Source organism: Aeromonas sp. s9, assembly GCF_040907765.1.
Lineage (GTDB): Bacteria > Pseudomonadota > Gammaproteobacteria > Enterobacterales > Aeromonadaceae > Aeromonas > Aeromonas caviae.
Genome location: NZ_JBFOCK010000078.1, coordinates 34507 through 50865, shown reverse-complemented (window position 1 = coordinate 50865; position 16359 = coordinate 34507). Strand labels below are relative to the sequence as shown.

Sequence of the window (16359 nt, the reverse complement as noted above, 5' to 3'; positions counted from 1 at the left end):
CCGCATCCGGCGGGTTTCGTCAACCCGTCCCCCTCGACTTGCTCCGCGCCCTCTTCCCCATCCTGCCTGCTATTGAACAGGAAAATAAGTTTAAATCAATCACTTGAATAGATGGCACTAAAGCTTCGTTCAATTCAATCGATTTATCCCGCTGCCCCTGCGCTCCTGCCTGTCCCACACTGATCCCAATCATCGCAGGAGAGACCCCATGCACCTACGTAGCGAACAACTGGCTGACTACATCGCCGACCGACTCGAGTTCATCACCTTCCTGGCCTGCTGCAGCGCCCTGCTGGCCCTGTTGACCGGCATGAACGGCCAGCAGGCCCTCGCCTTCACCGCGCTCAATCTGCCCTTTGGCCTGGCCCTGCTGCTGGGCATGGCCCTGCTCGCCCCCCTGCCTGTCCACTGGCGCCTGCCCGGCATAGTCCTGCTGCTGGTGAGCGCAGCCCTGGCCACCCTGCAGATGGGGGGCAACTGGCTCAACCCCCTGGCCATCTGGAGCCTCTATGCCCTGCTGGGGCTGGAGATCCTCTGGCAATCCCGGGCCAGGGTCCCCCTGGCCACCGGCCCCCGGAGCCGGGTCTCGCGCCCGAGGGGCTGACGCGGAGGCGCAATTGCAGTAATCTTGCGCCCCCTTTCCCCTCGCCGAGGAGCATTCCGATGAAAAAAGCCTGTGCCCAGCACATCCTGGTCAAGACCGAGAAACAGTGTCTGGAGATCAAGGAGAAGCTCGCCAAGGGCGCCGATTTCAGCCAGATGGCCAAGCGTTTCTCCACCTGCCCTTCCGGCAAGCGTGGCGGCGATCTGGGAGAGTTCTCCAAGGGGGACATGGTCAAGTCCTTCGACGATGCCGTGTTCAAGGGGGAGCTGCTGACCGTGCTGGGGCCGGTGCGCACCAAGTTCGGCTTCCACCTCATCAAGGTGCTCTATCGCAACTGATCCAGGGCGACGAGGCCATCGGTTCTCTGAGCCGCACGCCTGGGATTGATGATCATTTACTAACGTTATCAGGCAATTAAGTTTATCCTTCTGGGCATAGTTCCATCCTGACCCGTGGATCCCTCATATGCACAGCTCTTTGTGGTGGCCGCTGCTGACCTGGCTATTGCCCCTTTGCGGGGCCCTTGGCAGCCGCGCCCATCTCTGGCCCTGGTGGCTCGGCTTCATCCTCTGTCTCGCCAGCGCCCTCCTCAGCCTCGTGCTGCTGCTGCGCCTGCCCTGGCGTTATCGCCGCACCACCAACCTCTGGCCGGATATCTGGGGCATTGCTCCCCTGCTGTTGCCCCTGCTGTTTCTCGTCCAGGCGCTGCGCTCCCCCCTCACCAACGACGTCAGCACGGATCCCTACCATCCGCCACGGCTCCAGTGGGCCGAGCAGCTCAGAAGCCCGGAGGATCTCCCGATCTCCCCCCCGCCCCTGCAAGTATTTCCAGGCAACCCCGGTCCTCTCTATACCCGGGCATCCCCGGTCGAAGTGCTCGCGGAAACCGAGGAACTGATGACGGAGCTGGGCTGGCAGGTTCATCCGGGCAGCGAGGGTATCGATGCCGTCGTCACCACCGGCTGGTTCGGGTTTCAGGATGACGTGGCCCTGCGGGTCTTTGCCGGGCCCAAAGAGATCCGTATCGACATGCGCTCCGCCTCGCGCCAGGGGCGCAGCGATCTGGGGGTCAACCGGGCACGGATCATCGATTTCCTGAATCGGTTGAACGAGCGCCTGGGCGGGGCCTACAAGCCCAAGATGGAGAAGCTCAAAGAGGAACAAGATGCGCATTGAGGTCAAACCGGACCGGGCCTACGCCTGGTTCATCCGCCCCTTCTTCTGGCTGCAGAAACGCAACTACGGTCAGGTGCTGATCCCGGGCAAGTGCTGGGGGCGCTCCCCCAGGCTGTTCGCCGCGGTCGCCACCCTCTACGGCGTCATCAACCGCCAGCGCTCCCCCATCGACCCCGTGCTGCGCTCCCTGGTGACGGTGCGGGTCTCCCAGCTCAACTGGTGTCGTTTCTGTGTCGACATCAACGCCATGACCCTCGTCAAGCGGGCAGGCTCCAGCGACAAGGTGGAGGCGCTGGCCCGGTGGCGCGACAGCCCCTTGTTCGACGAGCGGGAGCGGGCCGTGCTGGACTATGCCGAGGCCATGACCGGGCTGGATGGCGTGAGCGACGAGCAGGCCGCCCGCCTCAAGCCCTGGTTCGATGACGACGCCCTGGTGGAGCTCACCGGCCTCATCGCCTTCCAGAACATGTCCGCCAAGTTCAATGCCGCTCTCGACATCGCTCCCCAGGGGTTCTGCCAGTTGCCGGTGCAACCCGAGCGCCCCCTCGACAAGGGGCAGGGATGAACCGGGCACGCCTGCTGCTGTTGCTGGCGATGGGGGCCCTGGTCGGCACCTTCTTTGCCCTCGACCTTGACCACTATCTGAGCCTCACCCAGTTGCAGGCACATCAGGCGCGCCTGACCCTTTGGGTCGACCGCCATGTTGTCGCAGCCAGCCTGCTGTTTCTGGTGATCTATGTGCTCACCACCGCCCTCTCCCTGCCGGGGGCGGCCCTGCTCACCCTGGCGGGCAGCGCCGTCTTCGGCATCCTGTGGGGGCTCTTGCTGGTCTCCTTTGCCAGCTCCCTTGGCGCCACCCTGGCCTTTCTCAGCGCCCGCTTCCTGCTGCGGGACTGGGTCGAGACGCGCTTTGGCGACAAGCTGACGAGCGTTCAGGCCGGCATGCAAAAGGAGGGGGCCTTCTATTTGCTGAGCCTGCGCCTCATCCCCCTCTTCCCCTTCTTTCTTGTCAACCTGGTGATGGGGCTCACCCCCATCAGAGTCAGCACCTACTACTGGGTCAGCCAGCTCGGCATGCTGCCGGGCACCCTCGTCTACGTGCTGGCGGGGAGTGAGCTGGCTACCCTCACCAGCACAGGCAACCTCTTCTCCCCCGGCCTGCTGGCCGCCCTGACCCTGCTCGGCCTGATGCCCTGGCTGATGCGTGCCTTGCAGCGCCGTCTCGCCCTCTACCGGTTGCACACCCCCTACCGCAAGCCTGCGTGCTTTGACTACAACCTGCTGGTGATAGGCGCCGGCGCCGGAGGTCTGGTCACCAGCTACATCGCCGCCGCGGTGAAAGCCAGAGTGGCCCTCATCGAGCAGCACAGGATGGGGGGGGATTGCCTCCATACCGGCTGCGTCCCCTCCAAGGCGCTGATCCGAAGCGCCCGCTTCGCCATTGAACAGCGCAAGGCCACAGAGCTTGGTTTTACCCCGAGCCAGAGCCGCGCCGACTTCGCCGCCGTGATGGCACGGGTCGCCCGGGTCATCGAGGAGGTCGAACCCCACGACTCGGTGGCGCGCTATGAAGGACTTGGGGTGGAGTGCATCCAGGGGCGGGCGCGAGTCACCTCCCCCTGGGAGGTGGAGGTCAACGGCAAGCGCCTGACCAGCCGTCATATTGTGATCGCCACCGGCGCCCGCCCCCGGGTGCCCGCACTGCCGGGGCTGGACAGGGTTCCCTACCTCACCTCCGACACCCTCTGGCAGCGACTGCGTGAGCCCCCCCGCCATCTGCTGGTGCTGGGAGGGGGCCCCATCGGCTGCGAGCTGGCCCAGAGCCTGGCCCTGCTCGATATCCCCGTCACCCTGGTGGAGCAAGGCCCTCAGCTGCTGCCCCGGGAAGATAAGGACGTCGCCGGGGCCCTGGCCGCGCAGCTGGAGCACGACGGCGTCACCCTGCACCTCGGCTGGCAGGCTACCTCGGCCGAGTATATGGACGGTAAAGGCACCAACCTGCCCATCCGGCTGCACCTGCGCCGGGGGGACGAGACGCTGGTGGTTGAGGGGGACCAGCTGCTGCTGGCCCTTGGCCGGGAGGCCAACGTGAGTGGTTTCGGGCTGGAGGCGCTGGGGGTTGAACTGGCCCCCGGCGGCACCCTGGCCATCGACGGCTTCCTCGCCACCAACTACCCCAGCATCCTGGCGGTGGGGGACGTTGCCGGCCCCTACCAGTTCACCCATTTTGCCGCCCATCAGGCCTGGTATGCCGCCATCAACGCCCTCTTTGGCCAGTTCAGGCGCTTTCGGGCAGACTACAGGGTCATGCCGGCGGCCACCTATACCAGTCCGGAGATAGCCAGGGTCGGCCTCAACCAGAGAGAGGCTCGGGCCCGAGGCATCCCCTTCGAGTCGACCCGCTTCGAGATGGCCGAGCTGGACAGAGCCATCGCCGATGGCGAGTCCGGGGGCTTTGTCGAGGTGCTGACGGTGCCGGGCCGTGACAGGATACTCGGGGCCACCATAGTGGGTGCTCACGCCGGCGAGCGGATCGCCGAGTTTGCCCTCGCCATGCGCCACCGCCTGGGACTTGGCAAGATCCTCGCCACCGTTCACCCCTACCCCACCCTGATGGAGGGGAACAAATACGTGGCTGGCGCCTGGCGCCGTGCCCGCCAGCCCGGGCGCCTGCTGGCGCTGCTGGCCCGTTATCACCGCTGGCGCCGCGGCGCCTGACTCTGACGAGGCAACCATCATGTTCACGACCCGACTTCGCGCCCTGCTCCGTCCCCTGATGGCCGCCGTCCCCCTGCTGCTGGCCTCCCCGCTCCACGCAAATGACGCATCGTGGCAGCAGACCCTGCTGGCCGCCAGGGGACAGACCGTCTACTTCAACGCCTGGGGGGGCAGCCCCGAGATCAACGCCTACCTGGTGTGGGCCAGGCAGGAGATCGCTCGCCAGTACCAGGTCGAGCTGGTGCAGGTGAAGGTGGATGACATCGCCCAGAGCGTGAGCCAGTTGCTGGCCGGCAAGCAGGCTGGCAAGACGTCGAACGGCCCCATCGACCTGCTCTGGGTCAACGGCGAGAACTTCAAGGCGCTCAAGGAGCAGGGGCTGCTGGGGGCCCCCTTTACCGACGAGCTGCCCAACATGGCCCTGGTGGACACCGCCCTGCCGGTGAGTGAAGACTTCACCGTGCCGGTCGAGGGGCGGGAGGCCCCCTGGGGCATAGGCCAGCTCAATCTGATGGTAGATGGCGACCAGGTAGACGTTCCTCCCACCTCGGCGGCCGCCCTGCTGGCCTGGACCAAGGCTCACCCCGGCCGCTTCACCTACCCCAAGCCTCCCCAGTTTCACGGCTCTAGCTTTCTCAAGCAGATCCTACTGGAGCTGACACCAGATCCGGCGCCCCTCTATCGGGAGGCGACCGATGCCGACTTCCTTCGCATCACCGCCCCGCTCTGGGCCTGGCTCGACCAGCTTCACCCCGCGCTCTGGCGAAAGGGCAGGCTCTTCCCCACCGGCGCCGCCGAAACCAGGCAGTTGCTCGATGACGGCGAGCTGGCCATGGCCATCAGCTTCAACCCGGGGGAAGCCCAGAGTTCGGTGCAAAACGGCACCCTGCCCCCCACCGTCCAGGCCATCGCCATGGAAAAAGGGGCGCTCACCAACAGCCATTTCCTCGCCATCCCCTTCAATGCCTCCGCCCGGGCCGGGGCCAAGGTGGTGGTCAACTTCCTGCTGAGCCCCGCCGCCCAGGCGCGCAAGAGCGACCCCGCCTTCTGGGGGGATCCCAGCGTGCTGCGCCAGGAGGCGCTGCCAGGCCAGACCCGTCCGGCATTGCGCTTCAAGGGAGTGGCAGAGCCCCACCCCAGCTGGCAGACGCGGCTGGAAGCGGCCTGGGCCGAGCGCTACGGCCACTGATCCATCATGCAGGCGCGCGCCCCTCTTCTCCTCCTGCTGCCCTTTTTGATGCTGGGAGCCTTGCTGCTGGGGATCCCGCTCGTCGGGGGCCTGCTGTTGCTGGTCATCGAGGGGCTCACCCCCGCCAACCTCGCCCTCTTGCTCCCCCAGCCCGGACTCTGGCACTCCGCAGGGTTGAGCTTCTGGGTAGCGGGCACCTCCACCCTGGGGGCCCTGGCCGTCACCGCCTTGCTGCTCGCCCAGGGGGACGGGCGTCCCTGGATGCGCTGGCTGCGCCGCCTGCTCTCCCCCCTGCTGGCGCTTCCCCACGTCGCCTTTGCCATCGGCATCGCCTTTTTGATCGCTCCTTCCGGCTGGCTGCTGCGCCTCGTCGCTCCCCTGCTTGACCTCACCCATCAGCCCCCGGACTGGCAAACCCTCAAGGATCCCTGGGGGCTTGGCCTCATCGTGGTGCTCATCCTCAAGGAGACTCCCTTCCTGCTGCTGATGGCGCTGGCGGCACTGGATCCCGCCAAGGTGGCGCGCCAGCAGTGGCTGGGGGCCAGCCTCGGCTTCAGTGCCCCCCGGATCTGGTGGCGCCTGCTGCTGCCCGCCCTCTGGCCCGCCCTGCGACTGCCCCTCTACGCGGTGGCCGCCTATGGTCTTGCGGTGGTGGATCTCGCCCTGCTGCTGGGGCCGGATGCCCCGCCGCCCCTGGCGGTGCGACTCTGGCTCTGGTATCAGGATGCCGACCCCGCCTGGCGCGGCGCCAGTGCCAGCGGCGCCCTCTTGCTGCTCGCCCTCAACCTGCTGCTGCTTGGCGCCCTCAGGCTGCTGGAGCGGACCCACCTCACCCTCGGCAAGGCACGCAGGCTGAATGGGCGACGCGCCCCCGCCTCGCCCTGGCCCGCACTCATTGCCCGCATCGGCGTGTGGGGGCTGCTCCTGACCAATCTGCTGGTGCTCGCCGCCCTGCTGCTCTGGTCCCTGACCCGGCGCTGGTCCTTTCCCGCCCTCTGGCCGAGTGAATGGAGCAGCCACCACTGGCTGGCTCTGCTGCCGAGCCTGGGCCCGCTGCTGTGGCAGAGTCTGTGGCTGGCCCTGCTCTGCGCCGCGCTCTCCCTGCTGCTGGCGGTGCTCTGCCTCGAGGCGTTGCCTGCGCGCCGCGCCACACGCACCCTCTGGCTTGTCTGCCTGCCTCTGCTGCTGCCCCAGGCCAGCCTGCTGTTTGGATTGCGCCTTCAGACCGACGGGCTGGGATTCACTGGCATAGGCCCAGGCTGGGTACTCTGGAGCCAGTTGATCTTCGTCTTTCCATACGTCTATCTCTGCCTGCACGGCCCCTATCGTCAGTTCGACGAGCGCCTCACCCGGGTGGCCCTCACGCTCGGGGCCAGCCCCTGGGGGGCCTGGTGGCGAGTCAAGGGCCCCCTGCTCGCCCGTCCCCTGTTGTTCGCCTTCGGTGTCGGGGCGGCGGTGAGTCTGGCCCAATACCTGCCAACCCTGCTGTTCGGGGGCGGGCGGGTCATCACCATCACCACGGAGGCGGTGGCCATCGGCAGCGGCCTCAACCGGCGGCTGGCGGGGCTCTACGGCCTGCTGCAACTGCTGCTGCCCCTTTTCATCTATGCCCTGGCGCTCTGGCTGCCGCGGCGCATCAACCCCGCCCTGAGGCCCTGACCCGATGCTGCATACCTCCGCACTCACCCTCTTCCTCGACGGCGCCCCCCTGCTGACGCTCCCCCCCCTCAGGGTGGCCCCGGGCGAGGTGCTCACCCTGATGGGACCGAGCGGCTGTGGCAAGAGCTCCCTGCTGGCGGCCCTGGCGGGAGTGCTGCCACCCGGGGGGCCCATCCGGCTGGCCGGGGACATCCTGCTCGGCGCACATCGCCTCACCCCGCTGCCCCCCCAGGAGAGGGGCGTCGGCATCCTGTTTCAGGATGACCTGCTGTTTGCCCACCTGACGGTGGCCGAAAATCTGATGTTCGGCATGCCGGCGCATCTCAAGGGGATGGAGGCAAGGCAGACCCGGGCCCGCGAGGCGCTGGCCGAGGTCGGGCTGGAGGCTCAGGCGGACAAGCTGCCAGGGGCGCTCTCCGGCGGCCAGAAAGCCCGCGTCAGCTTGCTGCGTGCCCTGCTGGCCGAGCCCAGGGCATTGCTGCTGGACGAACCCTTCTCCCGCCTCGACAAGCCGCTGCGGGCGGCATTCAGAACCCTGGTGTTCGAGCGCCTGCGCACGCAGGCCATCCCCGCCCTGCTGGTGACCCACGACGAAGAGGATGCGCCGGGCACCATCTTGCAACTGATCCCCCCAGCCATCCCCGAAGAGGAGCACCACCTTGTTTGATCGCCACCTGATCCCGGTTATCCGCCGCCCCCTCGCCGCACTCGCCCGCCCCCTGTGCCGGGCCGGGGTGAGCGCCAACCAGGTGAGCCTCGCCGGCTTTCTCATCGGCATGCTGGCGCTGCCGCTGCTGGCCTTTGGCTGCTATCAGTGGGCGTTGGCGGCGATTCTGCTCAACCGGTTGCTGGACGGGCTGGATGGCGCCGTGGCGCGGGATACGGGCATCACCGACTGCGGCGGGTTTCTCGACATCACGCTGGATTTCATCTTCTACGCCGCCGTGGTGCTGGGCTTTGCCCTCGCCGACCCGGCCAACGCCCTGGCCGCCGCCACCCTGCTGTTCGCCTTCATGGGCACGGGATCGAGCTTTCTGGCCTTTGCCATCATGGCGGGCAAGCGGGGCATCGAGAGCCCCGTCTACCACCACAAATCCCTCTACTATCTGGGCGGGCTTACCGAGGGGAGCGAAACCATCGCCCTCTTCGTGCTCATGTGCCTCTGGCCCGCCGCCTTCGTGCCACTGGCCTACGGTTTCGCCCTGCTCTGTGCCATCACGACCCTGACCCGGATCTGGAGCGGCTACCACACCCTGCGCTGACGGGATCCCGGGGGACGCGCCGGCACGGAGCACTTGCGCCTGCACGCCAATGTTTTACCATGACGGCACTCTTTTTCAGGCTCACGAGAACCCTATGCGTCGCCTTGTCTGTGTCCTCTCCCTGTTTCCCCTGATCTACGGCTGCAGCAGCACGCCGGCGCCCAAGCCCGTGGTCAAACCCCAACCCAACAGCGCCTTCATCAACCAGACGCCGCCGAGCAAACCCTTCTACGGACAGGTGAGCCAGCCCGGGGTCAGCAAGGGGGACTTCGCCAATCGTTCCAACGTGGACAACTTCGTGCAGCGGATGGTGCAAAAGCACGGCTTCGACAGCGCCGAGCTGCACCGGGTACTGGCCCAGGCCGAGCGTTATGACTGGATCATCAAGCTGATGGACGCCCAGGCCCCCACCACCAGACCGCCCACCGGCCCGACCGGCGCCTGGAACCGCTACCGCGCCAAGTTCATCACCCCGGACAACGTACAGAACGGCGTCAACTTCTGGCGTGAATACGAGAGTGAACTCAACCGGGCGCAGCAGATCTACGGGGTGCCACCCGAGATCATCGTCGGCATCATCGGGGTGGAAACCCGCTGGGGTCGGGTGATGGGCAAGACCCGCATTCTCGACGCCCTGGCGACCCTGGCATTTGACTACCCGCGCCGCGCCGACTTCTTCACCGGCGAGCTGGAAGCCTTCCTGGTGATGACCCGGGATGAGGGGATGGACCCCACCGAACCCAAGGGCTCCTATGCCGGGGCCATGGGCTACGGCCAGTTCATGCCGTCGAGTTTTCGCAACTACGCGGTGGACTTCAACGGCAACGGCCACACCAACCTGTGGGATCCGGTGGATGCCATCGGCAGCGTGGCCAACTACTTCAAGGCCCACGGCTGGGAGAAAGGGCAGCCGGTGGCAGTACGCGGCCAGGGACAGCTGCCGGGCTATGAGCACGGCTTCCAGACCCGCTACCCGGTGGCCACCCTGCGCGGTGCCGGGCTGGCTCCCACCGGCTCCCTTGGCAATCACAAGGAGGCGAGCCTGCTGCGTCTGGATGTCGGCACCGGTTACCAGTACTGGTACGGCTTGCCGAACTTCTACGCCATCACCCGCTACAACCACAGCACCCACTACGCCATGGCGGTATGGCAGCTTGGCCTTGCCGTCAGGGATGCCAGAGGCGGCTACTGAGCCAGCCTCAATGCCAACGAAAACGGGCCCGATGGGCCCGTTTTGCTATTCGTTTTCCAGCAACCAGCGCTTGAGCAGGGCCGCCAGCTGCTCCTGTTCGGCCAGGCTCAATGGGGCCAGCAGGCGACGCTCGTTTGCCACGTGCTGCTCCACCGCATGGTCAACCAGCTCCCGCCCCGGCTCCGTCAGGCAGACCAGCAGGCTGCGCCTGTCATCGGGGGAGGCTTCACGTCTTATCAGGCCACGCTGCTCCAGCTTGTCGAGCCGGGCCGTCATGGCCCCTGAACTCAGCATGGCGGACTGGTAGAGCGCGGTCGGGGTCAGCGGCTCGCCGGCCCGACGCAGGGTCGCCAGGATATCGAAATCAGACCCCAGCAGACCGCACTCCTTGAGGGTCTCGCTCACTTCGCGCCCGGCGATCGCCGCCATGCGCGCCACCCGCCCCAGCACCCCCATGGGGGTGCAGTCGAGGTCCGGGCGCTGCCGGGCCCACTGGGCCAGCAGCTGATCTACATGATCACTCTCCATTGGGGCTCCATTATCTTTACATGAAGATACTTGATAATAAACCAACTCGCGACCAATGTATCTTTACTTGAAGATACTTTGTTGCGAGATAACCATGCCACTGCTGATCGCCCTGCTCGCCCCCCTGCTCTGGGGCAGCACCTATGCCGTCGTCAGTCTCTACCTGACCGACTACTCCCCCTACTGGGTGGCCGTGTGGCGCGCCCTCCCCGCCGGGGTGCTGCTGCTGTTGCTCCATCCCCGCAGGCCGCCTCTCGTCTGGAGCAGGCAGTTCCTGCTGGCGTTTTGCAACATCACCGCCTTCTTCGCCCTGCTGTTCGTGGCGGCGTTTCGCCTGCCCGGCGCCGTGGCGGGTACGTTGGGAGCGACGCTGCCCCTCATCCTGATGGGGCTGGCCTGGCTGCAAGACGGTGTCAGACCGACGATCAAGTGGCTGTTGCTGGGGGTGATGGGGCTCGTCGGGGTGCTCTTGCTGCTCAATCCCTCTGCCAATCTGGATCCCGTCGGCGTGGCGTGCGCCCTGCTCGCCACCCTGCTCATCGGCCAGTCGAGCCGCTGGATGCAACGCTGGCCGGTGGACGATCTGCTGGCCCTGACCGCCTGGCAGCTGCTGCTGGGCGGCCTGATGCTGATCCCGCTGGCCTGGTGGCTGGCCGGCCCCATGCCCCTGCCCCGGGCTGACGCCACTCCCGGGCTTATCTGGCTGGTGATCCTCAATACGGCTCTGGCCTACTGGGCCTGGCTCTGGGGACTCAAACGCCATGGCCCGGAGGTGATGGGGATGCTGGCCCTCACCAACCCCATGGTGGCGGTCTCCTGCGGTGTGCTGATGGTGGGAGAAACCCTGGATGGCCGTCAGTGGCTCGGCATCGGCATCATCCTGCTCTCTCTCTTCCTGATGAAGCTGCCGGCCCGCTCCTTCCTCAAGCGCTGGCAGAACCGCAAGGCCGCCACCGGCAGCGTCGACAACGGCTGATCCGCAGTCAACCCGACACAAAAAGAAGAGGAGCCACCAGGGCTCCTCTTTCACATGGGTTGTTGCCGTAAGGGTCAGACGCCGGCCTTGGCCAGGGCGGCGGAGACAATCTGCTGGGCTTCCTGCTGGATGAGGTCCAGGTGCGCCTCCCCCTTGAAACTCTCCATGTAGATCTTGTAGATGGACTCGGTACCGGAGGGGCGCGCCGCGAACCAGCCGTTCTCGGTCACCACTTTCAGGCCGCCGATGGCGGCATCGTTGCCCGGCGCCTTGGTCAGCTTGGCGAGGATGGGCTCGCCAGCCAGGGTGGAGGCTTCCACCAGGGCCGGATCCAGCTTGGAGAGCACCGCCTTCTGGGCGCTGTTGGCCGGGGCATCGATGCGGCGGTAGCTGGAGCGGCCGAATCTGGCTTCGAGCGCATCGTAGTGGGCCTGGGGATCCTTGCCGGTCACCGCCAGGATCTCGGCCGCCAGCAGCGCCAGGATGAAGCCATCCTTGTCGGTGGTCCAGACGGTACCGTCCTTGCGCAGGAAGGAGGCACCCGCGCTCTCCTCGCCGCCAAAGCCGAACTCGCCGCTGTAGAGACCGTCCACGAACCACTTGAAGCCGACCGGCACCTCTTTGAGGGTGCGACCGATCTCGCCGGCTACCCGGTCGATCATGGAAGAGGAGACCAGCGTCTTGCCGACGGCCGCCCCCTTGGGCCAGCCGGTTCTGTGGGTGAACAGATACTGGATCGCCACCGCCAGATAGTGGTTCGGATTCATCAGGCCCGCCTTGGTGACGATGCCGTGACGGTCGTAGTCAGGGTCATTGCCAAGGGCGATGTCGAACTTGTCTTTCAGGGCAATCAGGCTCGCCATGGCGAACGGGCTGGAACAGTCCATCCGGATCTTGCCGTCTTTGTCCAGGGTCATGAAGGAGAAGGTCGGGTCGACCTTGTAGTTCACCACCTCGATGTCCAGACCGTAGCGCCTGGCGATGACGTCCCAGTAGGCGACGCCGGAGCCACCCAGCGGATCCACGCCTATCTTGATGCCAGCCTGCTTGATGGCGGCCAGATCCAGCACGTTCTCGAGATCATCCACATAAGGGGTGACATAGTCGTGTTCCACCACGAACGGGCTCTTGAGAGCCTCGGCAAACGGCATCCGCTTCACACCGGCCAGGCCCGCTTCCAGGATCGCGTTGGCGCGGTCTTCCACCCACTTGGTGATCTCGCCTTCGGCAGGACCGCCGTGGGGCGGGTTGTATTTGAAGCCACCATCTTCCGGCGGGTTGTGGGACGGGGTGATCACCACGCCGTCCGCCTGGGCCACGGGTTTGCCTGCGTTGTGGCGCAGGATGGCATGGGAGATGACCGGGGTCGGCGTGAAGCCGAGGCCGGCCTGAATGCGGGTCTCAACACCGTTGGCCGCCAGCACTTCCACCGCGCTGGCAAAGGCGGATTCGGACAGGGCATGGGTATCCATGCCGACGAACAGCGGCCCCGTGATACCGGCCTGCTGGCGGTACTCCACCAGCGCCTGGGTCACCGCCAGAATGTGGGATTCGGTGAAGGCGCTGTGCAGGGCGCTGCCGCGGTGACCGGAGGTGCCGAAGGCGACCCGCTGCTCAGGGCGGCTCATGTCCGGCTTGTTGAGGTAGTAGGCGCTGACCAGACGGGGAATGTTGGTCAGATCGCAAAGACGAGCCGGCTGACCGGCGTGGGAATGCTGTGCCATGGCGTTTTCCTTGAGCTGAGCCTTGCCCGGCAAGGCCTGAAGTCATTGATGGGTTAAACGGCGCCGCACACCCGAGCCGTCAGATCCTCGTCATAACCCATGCTGTTCATGAGCTGGGCCACCATGTTCTGCTTGCGGCTGGTATTGGTATTGGTGATCACCCAGAACGGGGTCTCCGGTACCGGCTTGGGCTTGGTGGTGCTGCCACTGGCACGCAGCGCTTCCGGGTCACGGGAGAAATAGACGCGCTTGCGCCCTTTTATCTCGGTCGCCTGGGTGAAGCCTTCCGGGTTGTCCCGATAGAGGGTGCTCAATACCAGCATGAAGCGGTTGATGGACTTCTCTTCTTTCTGAAGCTCGCCGGAATCCAGCAGTGCCTCCAGCCCCATGGTATCGGCCACGGGTTGCGGTTGCATCGCAGGCGCGGCCGCCACGGTTGCCGTGCCAGCCTGGGCGGGTTGCTCCAGCAGGCGACGCAGGATATCGGACGCACTCTCGCCGATGTGCCGGGTCTGGCTCGCGATAAAGAAGTAGAGATCGTCATCAAGCTCGATGGTTTTCATAGGGATGCGCTGGACTCGTCGAAATTCGGATGCGGCGATTATACATAGGCAGACCCGGCAGCCCAAGCAAGGGGCGGACAGATGTGCATGAATCTCCTTGAGAATACGGCATAATGACGGGCCAAGTGTGTGATCCCCCGCACTGATAGCCGATCCCGGGGAGATATTTTTGAAAAAAAACCACAAAAAAATCCCCCACCAGGAATGAAATCCTTTTCTTTCAGTGTGTTAAAAAATTATGGCGATAGAGCCCACGACCGATAAGGTGTCATTTTGCAACAATACCCACGATTGAACTTCAAGGATCAGGGCGAAGGCCCGACTGTCGTGCTGATCCATGGCCTCTTTGGCAGCCTGGACAACCTCGGCCTGCTGGCACGCCCCCTCAGCGAACAATACCGGGTCATCAGCGTCGATCTGCGCAATCACGGCGCCTCCTTTCACTCGGACGAGATGAGCTACCCGGCCCAGGCGGAGGACATCCTGGCCTTGCTGGACCATCTTGGACTTGAACAGGTGGCCCTGGTGGGTCACTCCATGGGGGGCAAGGTCGCCATGCAGGTCGCCAAGCAGGCCCCTCACAGGGTCAGCAAGCTGGTAGTGGCGGACATCGCCCCGGTGGCCTATCCCCACGCCCGCCACAAGAACGTGTTTGCCGGGCTCAATGCCACGCTGGCCACGCCCCCCCAGAGCCGCAGCGAGGCGGAAGCCATGCTGGCCGAGCACATCGAGATCGCCGGGGTGCGCCAGTTCCTGCTCAAATCCTTCGCCAAAGGGGAGTCTGGATGGGGGTGGCGTTTCAACGTGCCGGCCCTTGAGCGCAACTACGCCAACATCATGGGCTGGCCCGACGATGAACGCCGCTTCGAAGGCGCGACACTCTTCATCAAAGGGGGAGACTCCGACTATATGCTGCCCGAATACACCGGGGCCGCGATGGCTCAGTTCCCGGCCGCCAAGGCCCGCGTCATCGCCGGCACGGGTCACTGGCTGCACGCGGAAAAGCCGGTTTTGTTCAACAAACTGGTTGTGGATTTCCTGTCGACAGGCGGTTAACAGTTTCAAATCCTTTGTGATATAGTGCGCCCGTCTTAAGGAGTGCGCGCAATCCATGCTGAGTGAACACATCGATCTCATCGAGAGTCTGGGCCTGAAACTGTTCTTCGTGGCCATCTTCCTGCTGATTGGTCTGGCCATTCAGGACGTGCTCAAACGGGGCAATGTGCCCCGCTTCGGCCGCTTCATCGTCTGGCTGGTGCTGTTTCTGGGTTGCGCGGGTTTTGTCGCCAAGGGGCTGATCGAAATGGGCTGGGAAGGCTCAGGGATCGGCTAACTACTTTTCATCTGTGATGTATGGCCAAACAGCAAACTGATCGAACAACACTGGATCTGTTCGCAACTGAGAAGCGCCCCGGCAGGCCAAAGACCAATCCACTCCCCCGCGAGACCCAGCTCAAGATCAACAAGCGCAACCAGCTCAAGCGCGATCGTGAGAACGGGCTGAAACGGGTCGAGTTAAAGGTGGAAGCCGAGTTGCTGGAGCGCCTGAACCAACTTGCGCTGCAACAGAACGTCAGCCGAGCCGAGCTGATCCAATCTATCCTGAAGCAACAGATCGAGTCTGCTCATGCAGCAGGCATCGCAATCTGAACCGTCAAGCATCAACACCAGATACGGGTAACGAAACACTATGGCTAGTGTAGGTCTGTTTTTCGGCAGTGATACCGGTAATACCGAAGCTGTCGCCAAGATGATCCAGAAAGAACTGGGCAAACAACTGATTGAAGTCCGTGACATTGCCAAGAGCAGCAAGGCCGACATCGACAGCTTCGATCTGCTGATGTTCGGCATCCCGACTTGGTACTACGGCGAAGCCCAGGCCGATTGGGACGACTTCTTCCCCGAACTCGAAGAGATCGACTTCAACAACAAGCTGGTGGCCATCTTCGGATGCGGCGATCAGGAAGACTATGCCGAGTACTTCCTCGACGCCATGGGCACCCTGCGTGACATCGTCGAAGCCAAGGGCGCCATCATCATCGGCCACTGGCCGACCGCGAGCTACGAGTTCGAAGCCTCCAAGGCGCTCGTGGATGACAAGCACTTCGTGGGCCTGGGCATCGACGAAGATCGCCAACCCGAGCTGACTGCAGAGCGCGTCAAGGGCTGGTGCAAACAGCTGCACGAAGAGATGTGCCTGGGCGAGCTGGAGTGATCTGATCTCCCTCCCTCTTCATGCAACAAGGGCCCCGACGGGGCCCTTGTTGCATCTGCAGCAGGCATTCAGCCCCCCCTGTGCTGGGGCTTGGATCTGACATAGAGGGTGCGCTTCACCTGGGCCACCAGCTCGCCCTGGCCATCCTGCACCTGCACCTCGAACTCGGGAAAGTGCTTCTCCCCCCCCTCGGTCGCCGCCACGATCGATGCCAGCTTGGCGTCGCTCAGGGTGAACTCCGCCACCAGTTTGCCCTTGCCCGGCTTGATGAAATTGATGCTGCCCGCCTTGTCCCACACGTAGTAGCGGTTCTTGAAATATCCCATCAGCATCAACGGGTAGATGGGATCCGTCATGGCGAACATGCTGCCACCAAACTGGGTCCGGTTGGCATTCTTGTTCCACCAGCGGGACTTGAGAGTGACCCGGCAGAAGCGGAAATCGGGGCTCAGGGTTTCTATCTTGATGCCTGCACCCCAGAAGGGGGGCCAGGCGTTGAGGGCGCAGCGCACCCAGGCGGCATTGCCGAAAAGCCAATCCATGGATCTCATCC

The 16359-nt window shown here is 64.7% G+C and carries 19 protein-coding genes; 15 read left to right on the top strand and 4 right to left on the bottom strand.

Annotation, left to right across the window (positions count from 1 at the left end; all coding sequences use genetic code 11):
* The first annotated feature begins 208 nt into the window (after window positions 1-208).
* From AB5Y54_RS16350 to mltB, 10 genes are all read left to right on the top strand, one after another.
* Complete coding sequence (locus AB5Y54_RS16350) at window positions 209-604, top strand: hypothetical protein (protein ID WP_010674121.1); 396 nt, start codon at window positions 209-211, stop codon at window positions 602-604.
* A gap of 59 nt (window positions 605-663) precedes the next feature.
* Window positions 664-942: a peptidylprolyl isomerase gene (locus tag AB5Y54_RS16345; protein WP_039039827.1), complete on the top strand. Its 279-nt coding sequence runs from the start codon at window positions 664-666 to the stop codon at window positions 940-942.
* Window positions 943-1069: 127 nt separating this feature from the next.
* Window positions 1070-1780 carry a DUF1499 domain-containing protein gene (locus AB5Y54_RS16340; protein ID WP_368154027.1) on the top strand — a complete coding sequence of 237 codons (711 nt, stop codon included), beginning with the start codon at window positions 1070-1072 and terminating at the stop codon, window positions 1778-1780.
* Window positions 1770-2345: a carboxymuconolactone decarboxylase family protein gene (locus tag AB5Y54_RS16335; protein WP_042865202.1), complete on the top strand. Its 576-nt coding sequence runs from the start codon at window positions 1770-1772 to the stop codon at window positions 2343-2345. Before AB5Y54_RS16340 ends, AB5Y54_RS16335 begins: the two co-directional genes overlap by 11 nt.
* Window positions 2342-4498: an FAD-dependent oxidoreductase gene (locus AB5Y54_RS16330; protein WP_368154026.1), complete on the top strand. Its 2157-nt coding sequence runs from the start codon at window positions 2342-2344 to the stop codon at window positions 4496-4498. Before AB5Y54_RS16335 ends, AB5Y54_RS16330 begins: the two co-directional genes overlap by 4 nt.
* A 58-nt stretch (window positions 4499-4556) precedes the next feature.
* Window positions 4557-5687, top strand: a complete 1131-nt coding sequence (locus tag AB5Y54_RS16325) for an ABC transporter substrate-binding protein (RefSeq protein WP_233768483.1) — start codon at window positions 4557-4559, stop codon at window positions 5685-5687.
* Between the two features lie 48 nt (window positions 5688-5735).
* A complete protein-coding gene (locus AB5Y54_RS16320) occupies window positions 5736-7346 on the top strand; it encodes an ABC transporter permease (protein WP_368154024.1) in 1611 nt (536 codons plus the stop codon).
* A 4-nt stretch (window positions 7347-7350) separates the two neighbouring features.
* Window positions 7351-8013: an ATP-binding cassette domain-containing protein gene (locus AB5Y54_RS16315; RefSeq protein ID WP_202014276.1), complete on the top strand. Its 663-nt coding sequence runs from the start codon at window positions 7351-7353 to the stop codon at window positions 8011-8013.
* Window positions 8006-8608, top strand: a complete 603-nt coding sequence (locus AB5Y54_RS16310; RefSeq protein WP_324034308.1) for a CDP-alcohol phosphatidyltransferase family protein — start codon at window positions 8006-8008, stop codon at window positions 8606-8608. Before AB5Y54_RS16315 ends, AB5Y54_RS16310 begins: the two co-directional genes overlap by 8 nt.
* 94 nt (window positions 8609-8702) lie before the next feature.
* Window positions 8703-9800, top strand: coding sequence for a lytic murein transglycosylase B (gene mltB / locus AB5Y54_RS16305; RefSeq protein WP_041212714.1), 1098 nt, complete (start codon window positions 8703-8705; stop codon window positions 9798-9800).
* Window positions 9801-9845: 45 nt separating this feature from the next.
* On the opposite strand, the gene AB5Y54_RS16300 is transcribed toward mltB, so the two are convergent.
* A complete protein-coding gene (locus AB5Y54_RS16300) occupies window positions 9846-10328 on the bottom strand; it encodes a MarR family winged helix-turn-helix transcriptional regulator (protein ID WP_042017340.1) in 483 nt (160 codons plus the stop codon).
* A gap of 94 nt (window positions 10329-10422) precedes the next feature.
* Between AB5Y54_RS16300 and AB5Y54_RS16295 the strand changes: the two genes are divergently transcribed.
* Complete coding sequence (locus AB5Y54_RS16295; RefSeq protein WP_042017343.1) at window positions 10423-11304, top strand: DMT family transporter; 882 nt, start codon at window positions 10423-10425, stop codon at window positions 11302-11304.
* Window positions 11305-11378: 74 nt separating this feature from the next.
* Here the strand turns inward: AB5Y54_RS16295 and pgm are convergent, their stop codons facing one another.
* Together pgm and seqA are read right to left on the bottom strand one after the other, a co-directional pair.
* Entirely contained in the window at window positions 11379-13028 is a 1650-nt protein-coding gene (pgm, locus tag AB5Y54_RS16290; RefSeq protein WP_010674109.1) for a phosphoglucomutase (alpha-D-glucose-1,6-bisphosphate-dependent), read from the bottom strand.
* A 53-nt stretch (window positions 13029-13081) separates the two neighbouring features.
* Window positions 13082-13591 (bottom strand): replication initiation negative regulator SeqA, encoded by a 510-nt coding sequence (gene seqA / locus AB5Y54_RS16285; RefSeq protein ID WP_200164011.1) that lies wholly within the window; start codon window positions 13589-13591, stop codon window positions 13082-13084.
* Window positions 13592-13882: 291 nt separating this feature from the next.
* Between seqA and AB5Y54_RS16280 the strand changes: the two genes are divergently transcribed.
* From AB5Y54_RS16280 to fldA, 4 genes are read left to right on the top strand one after another with little or no spacing between them, the layout of a single operon-like run.
* Entirely contained in the window at window positions 13883-14647 is a 765-nt protein-coding gene (locus tag AB5Y54_RS16280; protein WP_041212711.1) for an alpha/beta fold hydrolase, read from the top strand.
* Window positions 14648-14702: 55 nt separating this feature from the next.
* A complete protein-coding gene (locus AB5Y54_RS16275) occupies window positions 14703-14924 on the top strand; it encodes a DUF2788 domain-containing protein (RefSeq protein WP_010674106.1) in 222 nt (73 codons plus the stop codon).
* 20 nt (window positions 14925-14944) lie between these two features.
* Window positions 14945-15241, top strand: a complete 297-nt coding sequence (ybfE, locus tag AB5Y54_RS16270) for a LexA regulated protein (protein WP_005325670.1) — start codon at window positions 14945-14947, stop codon at window positions 15239-15241.
* A gap of 40 nt (window positions 15242-15281) precedes the next feature.
* Window positions 15282-15806, top strand: a complete 525-nt coding sequence (gene fldA / locus AB5Y54_RS16265) for a flavodoxin FldA (RefSeq protein ID WP_010674104.1) — start codon at window positions 15282-15284, stop codon at window positions 15804-15806.
* A 68-nt stretch (window positions 15807-15874) separates the two neighbouring features.
* Here fldA and AB5Y54_RS16260 read toward each other — a convergent pair whose 3' ends face one another.
* Window positions 15875-16348 carry a DUF4442 domain-containing protein gene (locus tag AB5Y54_RS16260; protein ID WP_010674103.1) on the bottom strand — a complete coding sequence of 158 codons (474 nt, stop codon included), beginning with the start codon at window positions 16346-16348 and terminating at the stop codon, window positions 15875-15877.
* Window positions 16349-16359 lie beyond the last annotated feature (11 nt).